This is a genomic window from Mesorhizobium sp. WSM4850 (genome assembly GCF_055811735.1).
The window spans coordinates 15,114-39,857 of the sequence record NZ_JBVVPV010000048.1 but is presented as its reverse complement, the minus strand read 5'-3'; the positions used below and the strand labels follow the sequence as shown (position 1 = coordinate 39,857).

Here is a 24,744-nt window from a genome sequence, read left to right as displayed (position 1 = left end):
CGGGGAGCTTGTCGTGCTGCGCCGATGCGATGTAGCTTGCGTCGATCGCGGAAGTGCCTGGCCGCGATGGACGCGCGCCTAGGCTGGTATTCGGCGCACACCAGAAAATGCTCTTTGGAGCCAACGCAGACATCAACGACTTTCCCGAAAGGCTTACATCTTTGAATTCGTTCTATGCAACGTGCCGCAACATTCGTAAAATCGTCTGTTTCGATGAAACGCATCCACGTGATGGATGGCTAGTGACATGGGTTCCAGGGCGTTGACCTGAACCCTCTGAACCCTCTCGTTGTGCGTCACTGCTAATCCCAGCGGAACCTTACGGCGGCAGCACGCAGCATGACCCAAGTCAGCCGGCCATGAGCGCGACTGCAACGACGACATCCGACGGAGCCGTTGACATGACTTCACTTGCACACTTCCTCAGATCATCATCCCTGCTGGAAGACCTGGGCAGAGCCGGCGATATCACGAGCGATGCAATTATCGCCGCCGATGCAAAGCCACGCTTTCGCTTAACGCGCGCCAAGCGGGCGTGGGTGCGGGCTCGACCTGTGGCGTTTTCTTTCTTGCTCGTCGATCCAGCAATCGATGTGCAAATCCGGCGGCCGGACGGCAGCGATGTCGAGCAGGTCAAACCATTGCGATGGTAAACGGGCCGGCGCGAAGCCTGCTGAGCGGACCGCGCTCAATTTTCTGTGCCGTCTGAGCGGCATTGCTACGGCTACGGCCGCGTTGTTTGTCGAAGCGATACGCGGTCAGGCGCCAATCACCCGCTTCGCGCTCGACGACGCGGTGCTCAAGGACAACCACATCGCCATTGCCGGCGACATCCGCACCGCAATCGAGCGGGCGCCTAGCGCCATAGGTCACATGGTCAAGATCGAGGTAGAGGTGGACAGGCTGGACCAGTTGGAGATAGCGCTTACAGTGGGCGTCGACGGCATGCTCCTCGACAACATGTCGGTCGAGGAGCTTGCGCAGGCTGTGCCTATGTCGGGCGCAGCGCGATCACCGAGGCCTTGGGCTTGAGTAACGCGGGCGAGCGCCCGGCAATTGCGGCGACCGGCGTGGACCGCATATCGGTGGCTGGCTTACCCGCAGCGCGCCCATTCTCGACATCGGTCTCGTGCTCGGCGCCGGCGGCATGCTGATGTACCCGGCCTGGGTTCTGACCGAATTGAAGAAGATCACTGAGGCCTTCGGCACGCTCCTGATCGCCGACGAAGTGATGACCGGTTGGGGAGCGCACCGGAACCATGTTCGCCTGCGAACAGGCGAACATCTCTCCAGATATCCTGTGCACCTCGAAGGGCTCGATTTTGGGATAGCCGATGTCTTGTCGATTTCAGGGTGACGGCGATTCAGGTCCGGAACGTCCGTGCGCGCGGAAACTCGGGCTCGGATCGATTTAGATGCGCAGATTTTGCATGTTAATTCAGCCTTGATCATCCACAGCTAACTTGAATGGGATCGCGTATTCAGTCCGAGTAGCTCGGCAAAAACCCGCCGCTCTGGTGCCCTCAGCGCGATCACCCGGCACTTCAAGATGTTTCATAGCTCCGGACCGTTCCTAACGATCAGGGTGCCGGATGGCCACTCGCTCATCGAGCGTCCAATCGGCACAACGACGACGAGCACGTCCTCGACGCGCGTGGGCGGCAGGTCGAGATACACATCTGCGAGAGTGGACTGCACGCGAACGCCCGACACAATCGCCGCCAGGCCGTCTCTGCAGAACCTCTCCATATGGTTCCGCATCGCGTGCCGAACGGTGCCGAAAGCGAATGGAACTCCAAGCTGCCGCAATATTGGATATAAAACGCGCATTGAATGACCGATCCCTTGTCCCTCAAGATCCGCACGCACCCCGTACAACCCCAAGTCGGCCACCATGAGATCGACCTCGTCAACCTTGATGAAGCGGCGTAGTATGCCGATATGAGCCGCTACGCCGTGCGCGTCGTAGCTGATTGCGCGGAGCTCCGGCCTCGCACCGGCCCAGCTACGGCCGCCTTCGAATGGCTCTGAGTTGAAGGCCCCAGTCGGTCCGTAGGTCTTTCGGAAAAACTCGGAAAGTTCGACATGGTCGGCCTGTTGCAAGTCACTTTCCCAGCACAACCTCCACCGCACGTCAGAGCACATGGAAAAACCTCATCTTTGTTGCTGTTTTGTTGGGGAAGCGCCTAGCAGGGGGAACGCTTGTCGCATCGAGCCGGCTCGATGTAGCTTGTGCAGGTCGCCGAAGAAACTAGCCGCAATGAACATGCGACTCCGCTGTGTTGCGAGCACACCGGAAGGCGTACACCAGGAAAATGCTGCTCGGAGCCAATACAAACATCGATAGTTACCTTTGGCTCACATCTTTGAAATCTTGCTATGCGACGTTCTGCGGAATTGGCAAAATCGTTTGTTTCGATGAATGCATTCCACGCGATGGATAAGAAAGACATGCGTTTCAAAGAGCTTGATCTAAACCTCCGCCCAAGGCGGCCTTGATCACGAGGCTTCGACCCGGCCAGTTGCCCGACCGACCCACTCGTCAGTTGCCAGACCAACCGACTGCTATCTGGGTGGGAAACTTCCTTCACTGTTGATACGCGTCATCGGGGCGCACTGAACTTTTCACGCTAAATCATTGCCATACCGCCGTTCACATGAACGGTCTGGCCGGTGATGTAGGCGGCCTCGTTCGAGGCCAGGTAGACCACAGCTGAGGCGACTTCCACGCCGGTGCCCATGCGCCTGGCCGGAATGGCGGCCATGATCGCTTCTTTTTGCTTGTCGTTCAGCTTGTCGGTCATGGCCGATTCGATAAAGCCCGGCGCCACGCAGTTCACAGTCACGCCGCGTGTCGCGATCTCCTGCGCCAGCGATTTCGACACGCCGATCATGCCAGCCTTTGAGGCGCAATAGTTCGCCTGGCCGGGATTGCCGGTTACACCGGACACGGACGTGATGTTGATGATGCGGCCGTTGCGGCGGCGCATCATCGGATGGGTCAGTTCGCGGGTGAGCCGGAACATGGCGGTCAGGTTGACCTCGAGGACCGCGTCCCAGTCCGCGTCCGACATGCGGATAAAAAGCCCGTCCTTGGTGATGCCGGCATTGTTGACCAGTATGTCGACGCCTTCGAGTTCGGCTTCCGCCTTTGCGCCCAGAGCATTGACCTCGTCGCGGTTCGAGAGGTTCGCTGGAAACAGTTTTGTCCGCCCGCCAAGTTCGGCAGCCAACGCCTCGAGCTTTTCGACACGCGTGCCGTGCAGGCCGACGGTTGCGCCCTGCGCGTGCAGCGCCCGCGCCACGGCCTCGCCGATTCCACCGCTTGCTCCGGTGACGAGCGCCTTGCGGCCGGTCAGATCGAACATTGTTATCGATTCCCTTTCTGAGGACCGGCTTCGCATGGAAGCGGCCACTGGCGGCCCTGCGTGCCTCCAGACATTGTCGGGTAAAGCTTTGGACACACCTCGAGCCGAACCGAAGGGCATGGCTTAACCTTCCGGGTAGCGGTACGTCCACGCCGCTTCAACAGTTGAGAATTTTGCAAAAACGGGGCCCCGGTTCGTCGAGCTTCCGCTGCCACTTGGCGCATTCACCGAGCCGGTCCAAGGCCACGTCCTTCACAATCGTGATCCGGCAAGCATTTGAATACGAGAGATAGAGTTACGGGAGGCACCTCGCATGGCTTCTACACCTGCTTGAACGCCAGAACTGCGTTCATGCCGCCCATGGCGAAGGCGTTGCTCAGTGCCACGCGCACCTTGCGCTCGCGCGCCACATTGGGCGTGACGTCGAGATCGCAATCGGGGTCTGGCTCGCGATAATTGGCGGTCGGCGGCACGACGCCCTCCTGCATCGCCATCACGCAGGCGATCATTTCAAGTGCGCTCGCCGCGCCGAGGCAATGCGCGTGCATGGACTTGGTGGACGAGACAGACATCGAATGGGCATAGTCTCCGAAGACGCGCTTGATCGCCGCCGTCTCGGTTCGGTCGTTGACCTTGGTGCCGGTGCCGTGGGCGTTGAGGTAATCCACGTCCTCAGCATTCAGCCCGGCGTCCGCAAGGCAAGCGCGCATCGCGGCCTCCGGCCCCTCGATGGACGGCGCGACGATGTGGAAGGCATCGCCGGAAAGGCCGATGCCTGCAATCTCGGCAAGCATTGTGGCACCGCGCGCCGCGGCATGCTCATAGCTTTCCAACACGGCCATGCCCGCACCCTCACCTAACACCACTCCCTTCCTGTCGGCGGAGAAGGGCCGGCAAGTATCCGGAGCGAGGGCGCGCATTGCATCCCATGCCTTCAGCTGACCGCATACGAGTGGCGCTTCGGCGCCTCCGGCAAGCATCACGTCGGCCCGGCCGAGCCTGATCTGATCCGCCGCCGAAGCGATCGCATGGTTGGCTGATGCGCATGCAGACGCGATGGCAAAGACCGGGCCGCGCAGGCCGAGGCTCATGCTGACCTGGCTGGCAGCGGCGCTCGGCAATCCCTTTGGTGCAGCATAGAGGCCAGTACGCTTCGCGCCGTCCAAATAGAGGGCGCGGTAGGTTTCTTCGACCGTTCCCCAGCCCCAGCCGCAGACGCCCACTGTCGCGCCGAAGCGATACGGATTTCCCTCGTCGCAGGAAAGTCCGGCGTGTTGCACGGCTTCGCGCGCTGCAAGCACAGCGAGCAAGCTGAGGCGATCCATGGAGACGAGCTGGTTGCGGCCGATGTCGTGCTTGGGCAGCTCGTTGATCTCGGTACCGACAGTGCCCTTCATCTCATGAAGCTCGGAAGTGACCATCGGGCGGATGGCGGAGCGGCCTTCGCGCATCTCTTTCCAGATAGAGGCGGCGTTGTTGCCTAGGCCGCAAAGCCCGCCCATCCCAGTAATGACGACTCGCCTGTCCAATCAGACCTCCTTCGCGAGCAAACCGCGGACGGCTTCCACCATGTCGCCGACATCCTTGAGATTCGACCAGGCGTCGGCCGAGTTCATGTCGATCTTGATGTCGTAGGCCTGCTCCACATCCCAGAGGAGATCCGCCAAACCCAGCGAATCGACGCCGAGCGAGGTCAGTTCCGTGGCAGTCGTTATTTCGCCGATGGTGGACACACTTCCCTCGCCGCTTTCCAATTCGACGCGCTTCTTGATCGTGGCAATGATTTCCGTTGCAAGTTGATCAGCCATTCTGTTCCTTTCCATAGCAATGCCTTTTGACGTGGGTGCGGCGCCATACCTCTGCCAGTCACGTCGCGAAAATCGTCCCTGACCAGGCTTGTGCCACTCACCAACAACAGTCGGATTATAGAAACCGGATGAGTTCCGGTTGGTTTGAGGCGTTGGCATCCAACTGCAACTCATTTTCCCGGGGCAACTTCCATCGCACGTCTGAGCTCATGGAAAGATTTTCTCATTTCGGGCTCTTTTTCGCAGTCGTCACACGATAAGGGTAGCGGGTGATCAGGGCGTGTGAGGTGCTGTCGTCAATGCGAGATTCCGGAGGATTGATAAAATCGTTTGTTTCGATGAGACGCATCCACGCTGTGGATAGAGATACATTTCAATGATCCGGTAAGCCTCTGGTTTCGGCAGATAATGCTACAGGAGGTATCCCGCATGGCCACTCCACGCAAAAGCTCGGCACGTCTCGAGCGCTGCTAGATGCTCAGCGCCTCACACTCGCTCTCTACGGTGCGACGAAGCGCGCTGGCGGTCGCGGAAGGCACAAAGGTTACCAATCCGCAGGGTGGATTCATCCTGTGGCTCGAGCTTCCGAACACCGTCGATTCGCTCGACTCTTTCAGGGCTGCATCGCGGCGGCGGCATGGGCGGTATGGGCGGTATGGGTTTCTAAGGTCTGCGCCTCTCACCAATCTCAAAGGGCGGCAGCAATGCCGCCCCCTTTTTTGGAACGGAGCCGGTCGGAAAAGGTTTGGGGCTCGCGTGAAGTTGGAACCGAGGCCCGCCACCGCCGACACATTTGCGGAAAGCGAGACAACACGTCAGGAACGACCCCGGCTGCTGCGCTGATCAAGCAGAGAAAATTTGCAGGCCGCCATCGCAAGCAGGGCGCTGGTAATGAAAAATCTACCCTGAACATGTCTTAAAGCCGTGCGTGGGTAGCCATCGGTGTCGGGGCGGTCGCGATTTCGCCGCCTGGCTCGGGCTGGTCCCTCGGCAGAAGTCGAGCGGCGGCAAGCAACGACTAGGGAAGGTATCGAAGATGGGCCAGCGCGATATTCGGCGGTTGCTCATCATCGGCGCCATGGCTGTGGTTCAATGGGCGTCTCGGAGGCGCGCGCCCGACGGTTCCTGGCTTGCCCGCTTGATGTTGAAGAAACCGCGCATGCTGGTGGCAATCGCGCTGGCCAACAAGATGGCGCGTGGCATCTGGGCCATGCTGACGAAACAGGAGGACTACCGGAATCCGGCGACGGTGCCTGCGTGATTTGCAACAACGCACCTGAGACCGGGACGTCGGAGATGTGAGGAAGGCATGAACTGCATGGGCAAATGATCGATCAGATCGGGGTCAGGAAAACCAGAGTCAAGTTGAGAGCCCACGCAAGCTCGCTTTGCTGATTTGGACCTGATCCGCGCATCACCATACCGGCCCGCGGCACATGGAACGGCCGCAAATCAAGGCCTGACACATGACCGCACTCGATCACATGTCCAATGCTTCAGGTTCCTCCTTGCAAAATGGCTGGCATCCACACAAGAACTTGACGCACACAACTTAGGAGAACCTGATCCACACCTGTCGCTCTGCTGTATGGGCCGATCACAAGGATCCCAACGGACCTTCTCTTCAACTCCGTGGCGGCCTACGCGAAATCTATCCGGCTATTACACCACGGATCGAGAGCGCTGGCGGCGATGGGTGAAAGCTTGCGGATTACGATCACCGAAAATGGTTCGGCTGAGCGCGGCATGCCAGTCAATGCTGCTCATTTCAACTGGGTTGATTGACGTGATGGGCAAATGCCGGCGTCATTGCTGACGAGATCGTCAGACGAGTGACACAGTAAGACCCGAAGCAGGCATCGTTGGAGGGAATCTTGGCCGTGGCGGTCTCTGCGGTGATCGGGTCGGGAGCCAGTCCGGCCCGACTGGTCTTTAGCCCGACCCAGTCTGCCAAGCTTCCAAAAACCTTTTCGACGTAGGAACTCAGGCCGACAGCCCAGCTTCCGGGGATTTTTATTTTAACGCGTTGCGCCGCGCGCGGACTACCACCTCGGTGTGTTGTGTGCAAACAGTGGCAGGTAACAAAATAAAGGAGCATATTCCATGACGACGGCAAATGAGATCGCAGAAAAGATTGCAGCCGACAACGGCCTGACGAAGATGCAGGCCAAGAGCATCGTCGACAACGTGTTCAAAGCGATCTCCGATGCGGCGGCGAGCGGTGCCGAGACGAGCCTGCCCGGTTTCGGCAAGTTCAAGGTGAAGGAAACGCCAGAACGCGAGGGCCGCAACCCGTCCACGGGCGCGACGATCAAGATCTCCGCCTCGAAGAAGCTGTCCTTCACGCCGGCTAAAGCCATCAAGGACGCGCTCAACGCCTGATCCTGTACCGGGATGGTGCCCTGATAGATAGGGTCCAGCCGTGGTACGCAGTGGGGATCAGGTGCAATGCAGACTTCCCGCCCTTCACGGCCGCCGCCGACAGCTTGCGGCCAGCTTGAAAGTTGGCCGCAGCGCGCCTTGGCGAGCGTGAGAAGATACGTATCCGTGACCTGTGTCGACGTCAGGATTTTCGCTGCATCGATGTCGCCGGAGCCGACCAGGCTCACATCGTCGGGCCAGAAGCTGTGCCCGTGCAATGCCCGCAACTTTGTGCGATCAGGACATTGACATCGAGCAGGAACGTCAAGGCAGTTCGTCTCGCAAGGCATTTACCGCGTCAAGCGTGACAGGAGGTGCATCCGGCCGAGGCGACAGGAGAGGAATCCCGTTGCGCCGCCGGCTTGGGGCCGGCGCGGCGAGCGCCGGGCGAGATTGGTGATGACCTCGCCAAGGCTGCGATCCTGCTGCCGGGCGATGGCCTCGGCCGCGACCAGGACGTCGTCATCGATAGCCTCATATCGCGCTAACCGTTAATGCGCCACCTGAACCGCGCTATTGACCGCTTGCCGTGCATCATGCCAAAGACACGATTTACGGGCTTGCCGCTATTTCTACGCTTCCAACCTGAAGCGTGTCTGGCGTGTGGCGCCACCTCGTTGACGGGCAGCCCCAACACGTCGGCGACATATCCGAGCGCTAGCATATCACCCTCCATTCGATTGCATCAATTTGAATCCGAACTTCGATATTTTCAAATTAAATGCCAATCCTGGTCTAAACGACTGCATTCTCCAGTTAACTGTCAAGAGATATATAATTGATCAAAGACATTTTCTGATTGAGTGAGTACATATTATATTATTGTATTAATAGTATGTAGCAAAGATATAAATCGTCATAATTATTTATGAATTGATTGTTAAAAAGTATGCAAAGCAGGTAACCACTTTCTGATTCTTATCCTGACAATGGAATGGGACAACAGAAGCAGGCGCGATCTCATCTGCGTGGCATGAGACGATGGGCGAGAGATGATGACACTGAAGGAGCCGGGGGAGCTTACGGTGTCAATTTCTACGTCTGCGCCTATGTCTGATGACAGAGGTTTCCAATTCTTGAGGCGGCTCCGAACCGGCTGGACCGACGATGACGTCGGCACCGTCGACATGATCCGGCAGACCGGCAAGTCCAAGAGCTGCATATGGGGTTGGCAGAGCGCCCCAATTCCTCAATGCGGGTAACAATCCGCTGCATTGCGGCCGGATCTCCGGAACGGATCGGCTCATCATCAGCGCCGTGCCGGAACGCGTTCCGCTTGGCAGCCTTGCGGGCCGTCGCCTCGTGCGCTTTCAGGTCGGCGCGGCGGGCGTCCGAAATCCTCATGCGCTTTTCATTGCGAGCCACGCGAAAGTGCTCGCGGTTCACTCCGCCTAAAAAATTCGCTCTAACGAGCAGCCCTGATCAGCCTCTCAGCAAGTCTTGTCTTTCGAGCGATGATTTCTGATCCTTCATAGGAAAGATGGCCGCTGTCCCGGTAGAGGAATTTGCCATCGATCTCGGTTCTGCATTTTGTGTCGTCGCAGAGAAAGTCGTGGTAAGAGACAACCTCTACGTCAGCTTTCACAGCCACATGGTTCAAGAGCTCAAGAGTGCGGGATCGCATCCGGCGGTAATCGGTGACATAAATTTCACAATCACTGTGCCGCCCGAGCATAAGATTTCCCCTCACCTTTCGCTCAAGGCAATCGCCGATATCGAAGCCTGCGACTGGCGGGGGAGCAACTACGACCACTCGCCTGCCCAAAGCGCGAACGGCGTCGACGAGGGACTTGATACCCTCAACGGCTCCATCTACCGAAGTTTCAACTTCCGTGAATGTCCCGTCACGCCTCTTAAGCAGCATGAAGTCTTTTGAATCAGGGGCGTCAAATGGGCTCGAAATGACAACGGTCCTTATCCCCGGCCGATTTTTCAGGATACCCAAAACACTGTCATTGAAGCGAATACAGTCCTCGGCGAAGGAGGGAGACGCTGCGCGCTTGGAGAAGGCAGCAACGCCGATGGCGGGGAAGCACCCGCTCATTGTGAGCTGAGCCAGGCCGGCCTCTCCGATCGTTTTGGCCAAGCCGGGAACCAGTGCCATGGCAAATGAATCGCCCCAAACCAGCAATTCGGGCCTGCCCGTCGTCTGACAGGCCTCGGGAATGCCCTGGGGAGGCGATCCAGATGTGAGATCACATGCCCTTCCCAGGCCGTAATTGATCGGTCGGCTCTCGGAAAAGCCAACCCTACTTTCGGCTGCGCCAATGTCGACTGACCGTGCGAAGCCGAGAAGAACCGTTGCGGCAACGAGTCCTGAGGCCATCCGTCCACGAGATGCGACGAATCCCTGCCGGAACGGCTTTTCCACGAGCCGGTGAAGAACTAAGCTGGCTACAACTGAGAAGGCAACTGCCGCATAGATCGCAAGCGCGGGAGGCTCTGCCAGCCAAGCAGCCCGCACATATACAAGCACCGGCCAATGGACCAGATAGAGCGAGTACGAGATATCCCCGATCCTTGCCATGCTTCGAACCGCCACATTATCCCTGCTGGGCGACAGCAGGAGGATCAGGGTTGCCAAGCAAACCAAAGCGGCATCCACGATCGGGTTCTGCGAACTAAGTCCAATGGGAATAAGGAGGATAAGCACGAGCGCCGGGAGGCGCAGCGCCGCAAACTTGGCCGCCACGCGAGCGCTTGCGGGAAGCAATGCCCCGAGCGAACCAATCGCTATTTCCCAAAAGCGGGTCGGCAAAAGATAAAATGCAGCGTATGGGTGACGAATGGCCACGTATAGACACAGTGCCAGGCTGGCAATCAGGAGCAAACTAACCGCTGTGAGCCGCCATCTCTTGGGAGCCAAGGCCAAGAAAGCAGGAAGCAGCAGATAACACTGTTCTTCGACAGCGAGCGACCAGAAATGCAGGAGAGGCTTCGTTTCGGCGGATTCGCCGAAATAGTCCGCCTGAGACCAGAGAACGATGTTGCCGGTGAATGTGAGCGCCCCGAGGACCTGACTTCGGAAGTCCCGCAGGCCCACATCCGACAGGAAAAAGGGTGCAGCGACCGTCGTGAGCGCAATGACCACATAGGCCGCGGGCAACAGGCGCTTCGCACGACGATAATAGAATTCCCAATAGCTGAACCGTGACTGCTCAAGCTGGGTCGCGATGAGGCCGGTGATCAGAAAGCCCGAAATTACGAAGAAAATATCAACGCCGAGATAACCAAACGGCGCGATTTGGGTATGATAAAGGACAACCAGCAGGACAGATAGACCCCGCAAGGCCTGGACATCGGCTCGAAAGTCTCGCGGCATAGAAGACCTGATGAAATTCCCGGTTTAATTGGATGAACTGAGGCCTCGCACCAACGATGTGAAAATGGTGCCCTTCTAGAATCATCCGCTGGATCGAATCCGGCCGATCTGCCGCACTCGCCCATAATATAACTAAGAAAGTTGCCGGCAGCAGGTGTCGGCGTACTTGCTTCGGTCAATTGCTGTTCTTCTAATGGAGCATGCCCGCTAATTCGTAAAATCGATTATTTGAATGCCATACATCAAGGCTGTGGATCTGTTGCACACGCTCTGACGGCATTCGGCGAGGTTGCCGACTGCTTGCCGTCACCGTAAGTTTTTGCCCTCCCACAAAACGTCGAGCCAAAGGCGCCCGCCACGCGCGTTCGCCATAAGGCTTCATCACGCTGCATCTGGCTTCCAGTTCGAATGCACGGCTTTGAAGTAGGCGCGGTAGTTGCGCGCCGCGACACTGGCGTCGCCGATCTGCCGTCGCGTACTGTCGATCCGCACGAGTGCGGTCTCGACTTCGGCCACCGCGTCCAGCACACCTGATTTGTAGGCGGCCACCGCCACCTTATATGCGGCTGCCGCGCTGCCCACTGCCGCCCGGCGCGAGCCACCGTCAAAAAGCGGGATCGAGACGGCCGGGCCGAAGGACCAGGGCAGAGAGGTTCCCATCAGCGATGAACTGTCGATCTTGACCGAGCCGCCGAGGCTGAGGCTCGGATAGAGATCGGCTTTTGCCGCGCCGATCTCGGCGAGCGATGCAGCGACCTCGAGTTCAAGGGCGTCGATGTCGGGGCGCTGCCGTAAGGCGTCGGCAGGCACGTCGGACAGCTTGAGGGTCCTTGGCGTGGGTAACCCGTGCTTGCCCATCGCCAGAATATCGCGGACGTGAGGCTCGTCACCGCCGATAAGGCGGGCGAGAGATTTGACGAGAACCTCGCACTCGGCACGCTGCGCGGTCCGTGTCGAGGCCGAGGTAGCAGCACTCGCCCGCCCTAGCGCAAGGTCGGCGCTCGACGTAAGGCCAGAGGTTGTGGCCATTTCCATTGCCCGGATCGTCTTGCGCTGCGAGGCGAGTTCGGTGGTATAAACTTGCTCCAGCTGCCGGCAGGCACGGTATTGCACATAATAGTCCGCCACCTCGGCCGCGAGCGAGACGCGCGCATCGTGCCAATCGGCGATCCGTTTGTGGACCCGAAGCCGCGCTGCCTCGCTCTTACGCCGTGTCTTGCCGAACAGATCGATTCCCCAAGAAGCGTCGAGGCTGCCGCTCACCGTCGTAACGGCAGCAACTTGGTTGGCTTTGTTGCCGCGGGCGAGCGATCCCGAGCCGCCAAGCCCCGGAAAAAGGCTCGCCTGCGTAGATGCCAGCGTGGCGCGCCCCCTCTCGATCTCTGCAACGGCGGACTCGAGACTGGGGCTTTCCGCCTGCGCAGATGCAATGAGGGCCGTCAGCGATGGATCGGAAAACGTGGACCACCAGGACACGAGATCGCCGGTCCGGCCGCCATGCGGAAAGGTCGCGTGCCAGGCATTCGCGATCTTCAAATCAGGTTCCTGAACGCTGGCGACGGTCGTGCAGCCTGACACGATCAGGCACGCTCCAAGACCGCCCATACCGACAATCCTGCGATAGGCCGCCTTCATCGCGGCCTTCGATTGGCAGGCATTACGGCCCGGCGCGAAACAGCCAGCAAGAAAGGCCATCATGGTAATGGCCATTAGTCGATGCATGTCTACCGCCTTGTTCCGGGCCGCCACCCAGCGGAAACATCTAGGTCTCCACCGGCAGCACCGCGTATGGCGATCGTTCTTCGCAATCGCTCCTGGTGTCGCGCTCACTGATGATCACAGTTGGGTTGTTTTCGCTGCCGGACCAGCGATCGGCATTTGCCCGATTGCGGCCGGCGAAGCCGAAGTCGGCATGGCTGGTCCAACCGCAGCCTTCAGGATCTGCCGGTCCAGGGCAAGCCCGTGACGGTGAAGCTCCTGCTGAGCCGCTGGCGATGTGCACATCAGAAATGTGAGCGACAAACGTTCACTGATCGACTCCCGACGGTTGCTTCCCCTTATGCGCGCAGGACGACGAGGGTCGTGGAGATTGTCGGCTTGCTCGGCCATAGCACGGGTGGACGTCCTGGCGAACGCCTCATGCAACGGCTCGGCATGCCGGTCAGTGACGACACCATCCTGCGGCAACTGAAGCGGGATGCCGCGGTTACTCACCGCGCCTCCGAGATTCGGGTGGTTGGCATCGATGACTGGAGCTGGCGGCGAGCGACGCGATACGGCACTATCATGGTTGATCTCGAGCGTCAGTCGGTCGTCGACATTCTCGATGATCGGAGTGTCGATAGCGCAGCCAGGTGGCTGCGGATCATCCCTCCGTCGAGGTCGTCAGCCGAGACCGCTGCGGCCTGTATACGCAGGCCGTCCGTGAAGGCGCACCGCAGGCTCACCAGGTGGCCGACCGGTTTCATCTGGTCCAGAATCTTCGTACGGCAATCGAGGAACAGATCAGCCTTAGTGGACGTGCTTCAGGAAGATCCATCCTGTCCGAGGACGCTATTGTCGACGCTGCGACACATCGCCGGCGCGCGCGTCTCGCGCATAGGCAGTCTCGCCAGGAGATATTCGAGATGCTCCACGCCTTACGCCAGGAGGGTCTATCCTACAGCGCGATCGCCCGACGGACCGGCTATGAGCGTCGCAGCGTAGCGAAGTGGCTCAAGTTCAAGGCTCCGCCAGATAGGCGGCGAGCAGCATTGAACCCCACATCACCATGGTACTTTGAAACGTTCCTTGCCCAATGCTGGAAGGAAGGGACCGCTGCGGACGGCATCTTTTTTCTGATTGAGTGAGAGACAACTCCATATCGTGTCAATAATTTGAAACAAAGATATAAACTGTCAATTTATGGACGGATTATTTCAAACGCATGAAAAGCAAGTAACCCTTTCTGATTCTGATCCTGACAATGGAATGCGACAACAGAAGCAGGCGCGATCTCATCTGCGTGACATGACACGATAGGCGAGAGATGATGACACTGAAGGAGCCGGGGGAGCTTACGGTGTCAATTTCTCTCTCTGCGCCAATGTCTGATGACAGAAGTCTCCATGTTCTTGAGGTGGCTCCGAACCGGCTGGATCGACGATGGACGTCGGCACCGTCGACATGATCCGGCAGACCGGCAAGTCCAAGAGCTGGATATGGCGTTGGCAGAGCGCTTCGCCGCCGAAGGCTTCAAGGGCTGTTGCGACAAGACGCGGCCCTCGCGTATTGCGGCTCTCGGGCCCGAAGCCCTGCCGAGCGCGGTTCTGATACGCCGTGAGAGGAATTGGATAATGGGCCAGAATTGTGAAATATATTGCGGCATTATGTAATTTTTGAAATCTCAGCAACAAATAAAGTTAACATTCTTTTCACTTGAATTTTGGGGCTTGTTATTCAATTAAATAGGGCGCCCGAACCCAGCAAGATCAAGCGGGTTAGTCGAAATCCAATTTTTCTGGTGCTTGTTGAGGGATGAGACGCTACGCATTTGCGCGAAGCTGCAACTGATTTTGTAGCTGTATTACATAATGGTTCTTTATGGAGTTGTTTGCATGCGCGTAGAAAACGATCATTGCGATGTGATCGGCGTGTCGGTCGCTCCCACGCAACTTAATAGTCTGTCTGCTGCGATTCTGCAGCAGGGGGGATGGCGCGAGTGTCGCTGCCAGGCAATGTGGTGACCTGGGCGGCAGGCCGTCACCAGACGCTCAGGCGGATGTTTTCCGACCAGCGTTTCAACAGGGACTGGCGACAGTGGCGGGCGCTGCAGGACGGCGAGATTCCCGAGGATCATCCGCTGATCGGGATGTGCAAAGTGGACAACATGGTCACGGCGCATGGCGCCGATCACCGGCGCTTGCGCGGCCTGCTGTCCAGGAGCTTCGCGCCCAGTCGTATCGCCTTGCTGGCGCCACGGATCGAACAATGCGTCGATCGACTCCTGGCCGAGATGGCGCAGCGCGGCGGCAGTGCCGATCTGATGTGCGAGTTCGCCGTTCCGCTGCCCACCAACGTGATCGCCGAACTGTTCGGTTTGCCGGACGAACAGCGCGAGGAGATCGTCGCGCTCACCTACAGCCGGGCCAACACCTCCGCCACAGCCGCAGAGGTGCGACAGACGCGGCAGCGCATCCCGGAGTTCTTCCGTCGCCTGATCGCGCTTAAGCGAGGCCAGCTCGGCGACGATCTGGCTTCGGCCCTGATCGTCGCGCGCGACAACGGCGAGCTCGTTTCCGACAGCGAGCTCATCGACATGCTGTTCATGGTGCTCTCTGCGGGCTTCGTGACCACCACCGGCGTCATCGGCAATGGCGTGCTGGCATTGCTGACGCATCCGCAGCAACTGCACCTGGTGCGCAGCGGCCAAGTTCCGTGGTCACAGGCGATCGAGGAGATCCTGCGCTGGGGCAGCGCAGTGGCCAATCTGCCGTTCCGCTATGCCACCCAGGACGTGGAGATCGACGGATGCATGGTCCGCCGCGGCGACGCCGTCCTGATGGCGTTCCATGCGGCGAACCGGGACGAAAAGGCCTTCGGTCCCGGCGCCGACAGGTTCGATGTCACCAGGCGGCACAACCCGCACCTGTCGTTCGGCGAGGGGCCGCATTCCTGCCTGGGCGCTGAGCTGGCGCGTCTGGAATTGCGCTGCGCCTTCCCCGCGCTGTTCGGGCGGCTGGAGGATCTGGCGCTGAGCATCGCCGCGGAGGACGTCGTCTACATGCCGTCTTACGTCATTCGCTGCCCGCAGCGCCTGCCGGTCACCTTCCGCCCGACCATCGCTTAGAGAGTGAAGTGCCACCATGTCCGAACAACCCTTGCCGACGCTGCCGATGTGGCGCGTCGATCACATCGAGCCCTCGCCCGAGATGTTGGCGCTATGCGCCAATGGTCCGATCCACCGCGTGCGGTTCCCGTCCGGGCACGAAGGCTGGTGGGTGACAGGCTACGACGAGGCCAAGGCGGTGCTGTCCGACGCGGCATTCCGGCCCGCGGGAATGCCGCCGGCGGCATTCACCCCGGATTCGGTGATTCTCGGTTCGCCGGGGTGGCTGGTCTCGCACGAGGGGGGCGAGCATGCCCGGTTACGCACGATCGTGGCGCCAGCCTTCAGCAACCGCAGGGTGAAGCTGCTCGCGCAGCAGGTCGAGGCGATCGCCGCGCAGTTGTTCGAGACGCTGGCGGCCCAGCCCCAGCCCGCCGACCTGCGGCGCCACCTTTCCTTTCCGCTTCCAGCCATGGTCATCAGCGCGCTGATGGGCGTGCTCTACGAGGATCACGCCTTTTTCGCCGGGCTGTCCGACGAGGTGATGACGCACCAGCATGAAAGCGGCCCGCGCACCGCGTCGCGCCTGGCCTGGGAAGAACTGCGCGCCTACATTCGCGGCAAGATGCGGGACAAGCGCCAGGATCCGGGCGACAACCTGCTGACGGATCTGCTCGCAGCGGTCGACCAAGGCAAGGCAACCGAGGAAGAGGCGATCGGCCTGGCGGCGGGCATACTGGTGGCGGGGCACGAGAGCACTGTCGCGCAGATCGAATTCGGCCTGCTGGCCATGTTCCGCCATCCGCAACAGCGCGAACGCCTGGTCGGCGAACCGTCCCTGGTGGACAAGGCGGTGGAGGAAATCCTGCGCATGTACCCGCCGGGCGCGGGCTGGGACGGCATCATGCGCTATCCGAGGACCGACGTGACCATCGCGGGCGTACATATTCCCGCGGAGAGCAAGGTGCTGGTCGGCCTGCCGGCGACGTCGTTCGATCCGCGCCATTTCGACGACCCGGAAATCTTCGACATCGGACGCGACGAAAACCCGCACCTGGCGTTCTCCTACGGGCCGCATAACTGTATCGGCGCGGCGCTGGCCAGGCTGGAACTCAAGGTGGTGTTCGGTTCGATCTTCCAGCGCTTTCCCGCGCTACGCCTAGCCGTGTCGCCCGAAGAACTGAAGTTGCGCAAGGAGATCATCACTGGCGGGTTCGAGGAGCTCCCGGTGCTCTGGTGACGCGCGGACGCCGCCGGGATCGGGATCTTCTCCGCAATTTGCCGGCGCGCCTGGGTGCGCACCGGTCAGATCAGCCAGCCAACAGGTAACCAGGATGGACGTGCAAGAAACCAAAGCAGCATGCCGGGACGCCTTCGCCGAACTGGCGTCGCCAGCGTGCATCCACGACCCGTATCCGTTCATGCGGTGGTTGCGCGAGCACGATCCGGTGCATCGCGCGGCGTCGGGCCTCTTTCTGTTGAGCCGCCACGTCGACATTTGCTGGGCGCTCAAGGCCACGGGCGATGCGTTTCGGGGACCGGCGCCGGGCGAACTGGCGCGCTATTTCCCGCGTGCTGCGACCAGCCTGTCGCTCAATCTGCTGGCGTCCACGCTAGCGATGAAGGACCCCCCGACGCATACGCGTCTGCGCCGGCTGATCTCGCGCGATTTCACCATGCGCCAGATCGACAACCTGCGGCCGAGTATCGCGCGCATCGTCGCAGCGCGCCTGGACGGCATGGCGCCCGCGCTGGAGCGCGGGGAGGCGGTGGACCTGCATCGGGAATTCGCGCTGGCCTTGCCCATGCTGGTCTTCGCCGAACTGTTCGGCATGCCCCAGGATGACATGTTCGGGCTCGCCGCCGGCATCGGCCCCATTCTGGAAGGCCTGAGCCCGCACGCCAGCGATCCCCAGCTCGCCGCGGCGGACGCGGCCAGCGACAAGGTGCAGGCCTACTTCGGCGACCTCATACAGCGCAAGCGCACCGACCCCCACCACGATATCGTGTCGATGCTGGTCGGCGCACACGACGACGATGCCGACACGCTGTCGGATGCGGAGTTGATCAGCATGTTGTGGGGCATGCTGCTGGGCGGCTTCGCCACCACTGCTGCGACCATCGACCATGCGGTCCTGGCGATGCTGGCGTATCCCGAACAGCGGCACTGGCTGCAGGGAGACGCCGTGGGGGTGAAGGCATTCGTGGAAGAAGTCCTGCGCTGCGACGCGCCCGCCATGTTCAGCTCCATTCCGCGGATCGCCCAGCGCGACATCGAACTGGGCGGCGTGGTGATTCCGAAGAACGCGGACGTGCGCGTGCTGATCGCGGCAGGCAATCGCGACCCGGATGCCTTCGCCGATCCCGACCGCTTCGAACCCGTGCGGTTCTATGGCACCAGTCCTGGCATGTCGAGCGACGGGAAGATCATGCTGAGCTTCGGTCACGGCATCCACTTCTGCCTCGGTGCGCAACTGGCCCGGGTGCAGTTGGCCGAGAGCCTGCCGCGGATCGAGGCGCGCTTCCCCACGCTGGCATTGGCCGAGCAGCCGACCCGGGAGCCCTCCGCGTTCCTTAGGACGTTCCGCGCGCTGCCGGTGCGGCTGCATGCGCAGGGGGGCTGAGATGCGCGTCGTGGTCGACCAGGATCTGTGCGGAACCACCGGGCAGTGCGTGCTGACGCTGCCGGGGACCTTTCGCCAGCGCGAACCGGACGGCGTGGCTGAAGTGTGCATGGTGACGGTCCCGCAGGCGCTGCACGCCGCCGTGCGGCTCGCGGCCAGCCAGTGCCCGGTCGCCGCCATTCGGGTCATCGAAAGCGACTCTGGCGATGGCGAGCGCGCCAGCGCCAACCCTGCGCCTTCTCCGGCGGAGGCCTATCGGCATGCCGCGAAAGACCAACGCGATCCAGGAGGACACGATGGGACGGTTTGAAGGCAAGGTGGCCGTGGTGACCGGCGCCGGCGCCGGCATCGGCAAGGCATGCGCCCTCGCCCTCGCGCGCGAGGGCGGCAGAGTCGTGGTGGCCGACATTGATGGCTCGGCGGCCATCGCCTGCACCGCGCAGATCGCGGCCGAAGCCGGCCACGCGCTGGCCCTGGCCATGGACATTGCCGATGCGCAGGCGGTGGCAGCGCTGTTCGAGACGGCGGAGCGGCACTTAGGTGGGGTCGACCTGCTGGTGAACAACGCGAGCGCCATGCATCTGACCCCGCGCGACCACGCGATCCTCGACCTGGACCTGGCGGTCTGGGATCAGATCATGGCGACCAATCTGCGCGGCACGCTGCTCTGCTGCCGGCAGGCCATCCCACGGATGATCGCCCGCGGCGGTGGCGCGATCGTCAACATGTCGTCGTGCCAGGGGCTCAGCGGTGACACCGCGCAGACGTCCTACGCCGCGTCGAAGGCGGCGATGAACATGCTGTCGGCCTCGCTCGCCACCCAGTACGGTCACGCGCAGATCCGCTGCAACGCGGTTGCGCCGGGTCTCATCATGACCGAGCGTCTCCTCGCCAAGCTGGACGAGTGCATGCAACGGCATCTGCGCCGGCACCAGCTCCTGCCGCGCGTCGGCCGCCCCGAGGACGTGGCCGCGCTGGTAGCTTTCCTGCTCTCCGATGATGCTGCGTTCATCACTGGCCAGGTCGTGTGCATCGACGGCGGCATGCTGGCGCATGTGCCGACATACGCCGACGGTGGCAACAGCCGCGCCACGCGGCCTGCCGGCGACATCGCCGAAGCGGCCGCGGCGCCGCGCTGCTGATGGACATGCTGCTCAACCCGCTGGACCGTCGGCACCGGCTGCGGTACGACATCCCGGTCGTGCCCGGCGCTTTCCCCCTCGTCGGGCATCTTCCCGCCATCGTCTGCGACCTGCCGCGCCTGCTGCGGCGCGCGGAACGGACGCTGGGCAGCCACTTCTGGCTGGATTTCGGCCCTGCCGGCCACCTGATGACCTGCACGGATCTGGATGCGTTCGCACTGCTCCGGCACAAGGACGTGTCCTCGGCGCTGATGGAAGAGATCGCGCCCGAATTGCTTCGCGGAACGTTGGTCGCCCAGGACGGCGGCGCGCACCGGCAGGCGCGTGATGCGATCAAGGCGGCGTTCCTGCCCAAGGGGCTGACCCAGGCCGGCATCGGCGACCTGTTCGCGCCCATCATCCTGGCGCGGGTGCAGGCGTGGCGCGACCGCGGCGACGTAACCATCCTGCGCGAAACCGGCGATCTGACGCTCAAGCTCATCTTCAGCCTCATGGGAATCCCCGCGAACGACCTGCCGGGATGGCATCGCAAGTACCGGCAACTGCTGCAGTTGATCGTCGCGCCCCCGATCGACCTGCCCGGACTGCCCTTGCGGCGCGGCCGCGCAGCCCGCGACTGGATCGACGCGCAGTTGCGCCAGTTCGTCCGGGACGCGCGCGCGCATGCCGCGCGAACCGGGTTGATCAACGACATGGTGAGCGCCTTCGATCGCAGCGATGATGCGCTCTCCGATGACGTCCTGGTCGCCAATATCCGCTTGCTGCTGCTTGGCGGTCACGACACCACCGCCTCGACGATGGCCTGGATGGTGATCGAGCTGGCGCGGCAGCCTGTGCTGTGGGACGCCCTGGTCGAGGAGGCGCAACGCGTGGGCGCGGTGCCGACCCGGCACGCGGACCTGGCGCAGTGTCCGGTCGCCGAGGCGCTGTTCCGCGAAACGCTACGCGTGCATCCGGCGACCACGGTCCTGCCCCGTCGCGCGCTGCAGGAATTGCAGCTCGGCCAACGGCGCATTCCCGCGGGCACCCATCTGTGCATCCCGCTGCTGCATTTCTCGACCTCGGCGCTGCTGCACGAGGCGCCTGATCAGTTCCGCCTGGCGCGGTGGCTGCAACGCACGGAGCCGATCCGGCCGGTGGACATGCTGCAGTTCGGTACCGGCCCACACGTCTGCATCGGCTACCACCTGGTATGGCTGGAACTGGTGCAGTTCTCCGTCGCCTTGGCGCTGACCATGCACAAGGCTGGGGTGCGGCCGCGGTTGCTGAGCGGCGTCGAAAAGGGCCGGCGTTATTACCCGACCGCACATCCGTCCATGACAATCCGCATCGGATTCTCATGAGCTGGAATCGCACGCCCCGTGTGGCGAGGCAGCGGCGCCGGCGACGCCCGGCATTGCTGCCTCGGCGCGCGCGCTCGGTGCGACACCGGCAACACCGCGGCGGCTCGGCGCTCGCCGTGGCCGTGTCAGGTACAAGGACATGAACAACATGCAGACCGGTTCCACGCTACACGACGACCGAACTGGCGTTTCCTCGCTCGGCGGATTGGGCGCGCAGGCGCGCGGCGCGTCCGGCAGGCTGCTGCCGGAGATCTGGATGCAGGACGGTGCAAAGCGGGTCGAACAGGCGCTGGCGCGTCTTCTCTGCGCCGAAGACGACGGTGAGACCGAGCTGATGACGGCGATGCGCTATGCCACCTTGCATGGCGGGAAGCGCACCCGCGCCTTGCTCTGTCTGGCTGCCGGCGCACTGGCCGACACGCCGGCGCACATGCTCGACGACGTCGGCGCCGCCATCGAGATGATGCACGCCTGTACCCTGGTCCACGACGACCTGCCCGCGATGGACGACGACGTGCTTCGCCGCGGCCTTCCGACCGTGCACGTCAAGTTCGGCGAAGCCACTGCGATCCTGGTCGGCGATGCGTTGCAGGCGCACGCCTTCCTGACCCTGGCGAGCCTGGATGCGCCGGGCCACAACCGTATCGCGCTCGTGCGCGAACTGGCGCAGGCGGTGTCCGCCGAGGGTGCCGCAGGCGGGCAGGCCATGGATCTGTCGCTGGTCGGAAAGCACGTCGAGCTGGACAGGATCGTGGCGATGCACCGGATGAAGAGCGGAGCGCTAGTGCGCGCGTCCGTTCGCATGGGCGCGCTATGCGCCATCGCGGAGGATGCCGCGCACGCTGCGCTGTACTGTACGCTCGATCGCTACAGCGCCTGTTTCGGCCTGGCGTTGCAGGTGGTCGACGACATTCTCGACGCGACAGCGGATACTGCGATGCTGGGCAAGACCCCCGGCAAGGACGCGGCGGCGCAGAAGCCGACCTGCGCGTCGATCATGGGGCTGCAGGCAGCGCGCCAGTTCGCGCTGGATCTGTTGCGCGACGCCGGGGAGGCCATCGCCCCGATGGGGCCGCGTGCGGAACGGTTGGCGCAGATGTTGCAGCGGGCCAACGCGTATCTGTTCAAGCACGCGCCTTGCGCATGAGCGTCCGCATGGAGTCGCCCCTGTGCTGCTGCGATCGGCCGGCGGCAGCGGTGCATGCTGCACTGTGTCCGAGTCCGCGGTGCCGATCGCAGCGGTTGCCCAGCACGGCCGCGGCGCACGCGTCGGACCGGCGCCAGCATCGGGGCGCGTCGCCGCGCCGGAGCAGGGCGACCGTCCGGCGCTGCCCGTGCGCCGGGCCGCGACGGGCCTGCGGCGACGTGCCCGGCGTCTGCCCGATCCTGGTTCTCCCCAACCTTCTGCAGAAGGAACATCCCGCTTGAACGCGCTGTCCGAACAGATCCTTTCCGAATTGCGCCACCTGCTGAGCGAGATGAGCGACGGTGGCAGCGTCGGTCCGTCCGTCTACGACACGGCGCGAGCTCTGCAGTTCCACGGCAACGTCACCGGTCGGCAGGACGCATACGCGTGGCTCATCGCGCAGCAACAGGCCGATGGCGGATGGGGAAGCGCGGACTTCCCGCTGTTCCGCCATGCGCCCACGTGGGCGGCGTTGCTGGCATTGCAGCGTGCCGATCCTCTTCCCGGCGCTGCCGACGCAGTCCAGGCTGCAACCCGGTTCCTCGAGCGCCAGCCCGATCCCTACGCGCATGCGGTGCCGGAAGACGCGCCGATCGGCGCGGAGCTGATCCTGCCGCAGTTGTGCGGTGAGGCCGCATCCTTCATGGGCGGCGCGGCGTTTCCGCGCCACCCGGCGCTGTTGCCATTGCGGCAAGCGTGCCTGGTCAAGCTGGGGGCGGCGGCGACGTTGCCGAGCGGCCATCCGTTGCTGCACTCCTGGGAAGCCTGGGGGACGTCGCCGACCACCGCATGCCCGGATGACGACGGCAGCATCGGCATCAGTCCGGCGGCCACCGCCGCGTGGCGTGCGCACGCCGTGACACAGGGGAGCATGCCGCAGGTCGGGCGCGCCGACGCGTATCTGCAGGCGGCATCGCGGGCGACGCGCAGCGGCATCGAAGGTGTCGTGCCCAACGTCTGGCCGATCAATGTGTTCGAGCCATGCTGGTCGCTGTACACCCTGCATCTGGCCGGGCTGTTCGCGCATCCCGCGCTCGCCGAGGCGGTGCGCGTGATCGTCGCGCAGCTCGACGCCCGCCTGGGCGTGCGCGGTCTGGGCCCGGCCTTGCACTTCGCGGCCGATGCGGACGACACCGCCGTTGCGTTGTGCGTCCTGCGCCTTGCAGGCCGCGACCCGGCGGTCGATGCGTTGCGCCATTTCGAAATCGGCGAGCTGTTCGTCACCTTCCCCGGCGAGCGCAATGCCTCGGTGTCGACCAACATCCATGCCCTGCATGCGTTGCGACTGTTGGGAAAGCCCGCCGCCGGGACCAGCGCCTACGTCGAGGCCAATCGCAACCCGCACGGTCTATGGGACAACGAGAAATGGCACGTTTCGTGGCTGTATCCCACCGCGCATGCGGTCGCTGCGCTGGCGCAAGGCAACCCCCAGTGGCGCGACGAGCGCGCGCTGGCGGCGCTGCTGCAGGCGCAACGCGACGGCGGCGGCTGGGGCACCGGTCGCGCGTCCACATTCGAGGAAACCGCCTATGCGCTGTTCGCGTTGCACGTGATGGACGGGAGCGAAGAGCCGACAGGGCGCCGGCGCATCGCGCAGGCGGTGGCGCGTGCGCTGGAGTGGATGCTCGCCCGCCATTCGGCGCATGCACTGCCGCAGACGCCGCTGTGGATCGGCAAGGAACTGTATTGCCCCACCCGGGTCGTGCGCGTGGCCGAACTTGCCGGGTTGTTGCTGGCGCTTCGTTGGGGGCGGCGCGTCCTGGCCGAGGGACCAGGAGCGACGCCATGATCCAGACCGAACGCGCGCTGCAGCAGGTGCTGGAGTGGGGGCGTTCCCTGACCGGGTTCGCCGACGAGCATGCCGTGGAAGCGGTCAGGGGCGGCCAGTACATCCTGCAGCGTATCCAACCGAGCCTGCGCGACACCAGCGCCCGCACCGGCCGCGATCCGCAGGACGAAACGCTGATCGTGGCGTTCTATCGCGAACTGGCGCTGCTGTTCTGGCTCGACGATTGCAACGACCTTGGCCTGATCGCGCCGGAGCAGCTCGCCGCGGTGGAGCAGGCGCTGGGGCGGGGGGTACCGTGCGTGCTCCCCGGATTCGAGGGCTGCGCTGTGCTGCGCGCTTCGTTGGCCGCGCTCGCCTACGATCGTCGCGACTATGCTCAGCTTCTCGACGATACCCAGTGCTACTGCGCGGCGCTGCACGCCGGACCCGCGCAGGCGGCAGGGGCGGAACGCTGGTCCTACGCCGAGTACCTGCACAACGGCATCGATTCGATCGCCTACGCGAACGTGTTCTGTTGCCTGTCGTTGCTGTGGGGGCTGGACATGGCGACCTTGCGCGCGCGTCCGGCGTTTCGCCAGGTCCTGCGGCTCATCTCCGCGATAGGGCGCCTGCAGAACGATCTGCATGGACGCGACAAGGACAGGTCGGCCGGCGAGGCCGACAACGCGGCGATCCTGCTGCTGCAGCGCTATCCGGCTATGCCTGTGGTGGAGTTCCTCAACGACGAGCTGGCCGGCCATACGCGCATGCTGCACCGGGTGATGGCGCAAGAACGCTTTCCCGCGCCGTGGGGACGGTTGATTGAGGCCATGGCGGCCATCCGCGCGCAGTACTACCAGACCTCGACCAGCCGCTACCACAGCGACGCTGCGGGGGAGGCCAGCGTGCGCCGGCCTGAACGCGCGGGAGACGGCGGCGTGCGCGCGCTGCCGTC

General features: G+C 62.6%; 15 protein-coding genes and 7 pseudogenes. 14 read left to right on the top strand and 8 right to left on the bottom strand.

Annotated features, from left to right (window positions below; translation table 11 throughout):
• Positions 1-401: 401 nt before the first annotated feature.
• Both AC0L2Z_RS29825 and AC0L2Z_RS29820 read left to right on the top strand, forming a co-directional pair.
• Positions 402-1,141, top strand: a pseudogene (locus AC0L2Z_RS29825) (beta/alpha barrel domain-containing protein); the annotation flags it as partial.
• Positions 1,124-1,316, top strand: a pseudogene (locus tag AC0L2Z_RS29820) (aminotransferase class III-fold pyridoxal phosphate-dependent enzyme); the annotation flags it as partial. The pseudogenes AC0L2Z_RS29825 and AC0L2Z_RS29820, both read left to right, overlap by 18 nt.
• A 238-nt stretch (positions 1,317-1,554) precedes the next feature.
• Here the strand turns inward: AC0L2Z_RS29820 and AC0L2Z_RS29815 are convergent.
• The 4 genes from AC0L2Z_RS29815 to AC0L2Z_RS29800 all read right to left on the bottom strand — a co-directional run bounded on the left by AC0L2Z_RS29815 (position 1,555) and on the right by AC0L2Z_RS29800 (position 5,176).
• Complete coding sequence (locus AC0L2Z_RS29815) at positions 1,555-2,145, bottom strand: NodA family N-acyltransferase (RefSeq protein WP_473489885.1); 591 nt, start codon at positions 2,143-2,145, stop codon at positions 1,555-1,557.
• 485 nt (positions 2,146-2,630) lie between these two features.
• On the bottom strand, positions 2,631-3,368 hold the full coding sequence (gene fabG / locus AC0L2Z_RS29810; protein WP_473630038.1) for a 3-oxoacyl-[acyl-carrier-protein] reductase: 738 nt from the start codon (positions 3,366-3,368) through the stop codon (positions 2,631-2,633).
• Positions 3,369-3,688: 320 nt separating this feature from the next.
• Positions 3,689-4,897 (bottom strand): beta-ketoacyl-[acyl-carrier-protein] synthase family protein, encoded by a 1,209-nt coding sequence (locus AC0L2Z_RS29805; RefSeq protein WP_473489883.1) that lies wholly within the window; start codon positions 4,895-4,897, stop codon positions 3,689-3,691.
• Complete coding sequence (locus AC0L2Z_RS29800; protein ID WP_473482526.1) at positions 4,898-5,176, bottom strand: acyl carrier protein; 279 nt, start codon at positions 5,174-5,176, stop codon at positions 4,898-4,900.
• Positions 5,177-6,122: 946 nt separating this feature from the next.
• Between AC0L2Z_RS29800 and AC0L2Z_RS29795 the strand changes: the two are divergent.
• Together AC0L2Z_RS29795 and AC0L2Z_RS29790 are read left to right on the top strand one after the other, a co-directional pair.
• Positions 6,123-6,437, top strand: a pseudogene (locus tag AC0L2Z_RS29795) (transposase); the annotation flags it as partial.
• Between the two features lie 842 nt (positions 6,438-7,279).
• Entirely contained in the window at positions 7,280-7,558 is a 279-nt protein-coding gene (locus AC0L2Z_RS29790; protein ID WP_473482496.1) for an HU family DNA-binding protein, read from the top strand.
• Here the strand turns inward: AC0L2Z_RS29790 and AC0L2Z_RS29785 are convergent.
• The 4 genes and pseudogenes from AC0L2Z_RS29785 to AC0L2Z_RS29770 form a co-directional block, all read right to left on the bottom strand.
• Positions 7,548-7,827: pseudogene (locus AC0L2Z_RS29785) on the bottom strand (hypothetical protein); the annotation flags it as partial. The gene AC0L2Z_RS29790 and the pseudogene AC0L2Z_RS29785 sit on opposite strands and share 11 nt — an antisense overlap.
• A 34-nt stretch (positions 7,828-7,861) precedes the next feature.
• Positions 7,862-8,067 (bottom strand): annotated as a pseudogene (locus AC0L2Z_RS29780) (CopG family transcriptional regulator).
• Between the two features lie 935 nt (positions 8,068-9,002).
• A complete protein-coding gene (locus AC0L2Z_RS29775) occupies positions 9,003-10,919 on the bottom strand; it encodes an acyltransferase family protein (RefSeq protein WP_473482498.1) in 1,917 nt (638 codons plus the stop codon).
• A 381-nt stretch (positions 10,920-11,300) separates the two neighbouring features.
• Complete coding sequence (locus AC0L2Z_RS29770; RefSeq protein WP_473630037.1) at positions 11,301-12,641, bottom strand: efflux transporter outer membrane subunit; 1,341 nt, start codon at positions 12,639-12,641, stop codon at positions 11,301-11,303.
• An 85-nt stretch (positions 12,642-12,726) separates the two neighbouring features.
• Between AC0L2Z_RS29770 and AC0L2Z_RS29765 the strand changes: the two are divergent.
• The 10 genes and pseudogenes from AC0L2Z_RS29765 to AC0L2Z_RS29720 all read left to right on the top strand — a co-directional run.
• A pseudogene (locus tag AC0L2Z_RS29765) lies at positions 12,727-13,761 on the top strand (ISL3 family transposase); the annotation flags it as partial.
• Between the two features lie 918 nt (positions 13,762-14,679).
• Positions 14,680-15,747: a cytochrome P450 family protein gene (locus tag AC0L2Z_RS29760; RefSeq protein ID WP_473482502.1), complete on the top strand. Its 1,068-nt coding sequence runs from the start codon at positions 14,680-14,682 to the stop codon at positions 15,745-15,747.
• Between the two features lie 16 nt (positions 15,748-15,763).
• Positions 15,764-16,966, top strand: coding sequence for a cytochrome P450 (locus AC0L2Z_RS29755; RefSeq protein WP_473518155.1), 1,203 nt, complete (start codon positions 15,764-15,766; stop codon positions 16,964-16,966).
• A gap of 94 nt (positions 16,967-17,060) precedes the next feature.
• Complete coding sequence (locus AC0L2Z_RS29750; protein WP_473630036.1) at positions 17,061-18,350, top strand: cytochrome P450; 1,290 nt, start codon at positions 17,061-17,063, stop codon at positions 18,348-18,350.
• 1 nt (position 18,351) lies between these two features.
• Positions 18,352-18,660 (top strand): ferredoxin, encoded by a 309-nt coding sequence (locus tag AC0L2Z_RS29745; protein ID WP_473482508.1) that lies wholly within the window; start codon positions 18,352-18,354, stop codon positions 18,658-18,660.
• A complete protein-coding gene (locus AC0L2Z_RS29740) occupies positions 18,647-19,492 on the top strand; it encodes an SDR family oxidoreductase (protein ID WP_473518171.1) in 846 nt (281 codons plus the stop codon). The genes AC0L2Z_RS29745 and AC0L2Z_RS29740 overlap by 14 nt, the downstream gene beginning before the upstream one ends.
• Positions 19,492-20,835, top strand: a complete 1,344-nt coding sequence (locus AC0L2Z_RS29735) for a cytochrome P450 (protein WP_473482510.1) — start codon at positions 19,492-19,494, stop codon at positions 20,833-20,835. Before AC0L2Z_RS29740 ends, AC0L2Z_RS29735 begins: the two co-directional genes overlap by 1 nt.
• Before the next feature lie 148 nt (positions 20,836-20,983).
• Positions 20,984-21,982, top strand: a complete 999-nt coding sequence (locus AC0L2Z_RS29730) for a polyprenyl synthetase family protein (protein WP_473518172.1) — start codon at positions 20,984-20,986, stop codon at positions 21,980-21,982.
• A 277-nt stretch (positions 21,983-22,259) separates the two neighbouring features.
• Positions 22,260-23,810, top strand: a complete 1,551-nt coding sequence (locus AC0L2Z_RS29725) for a hypothetical protein (RefSeq protein ID WP_473482512.1) — start codon at positions 22,260-22,262, stop codon at positions 23,808-23,810.
• Positions 23,807-24,708: pseudogene (locus AC0L2Z_RS29720) on the top strand (terpene synthase family protein). The gene AC0L2Z_RS29725 and the pseudogene AC0L2Z_RS29720 overlap by 4 nt, the downstream one beginning before the upstream one ends.
• The last annotated feature ends 36 nt before the right edge of the window (positions 24,709-24,744 follow it).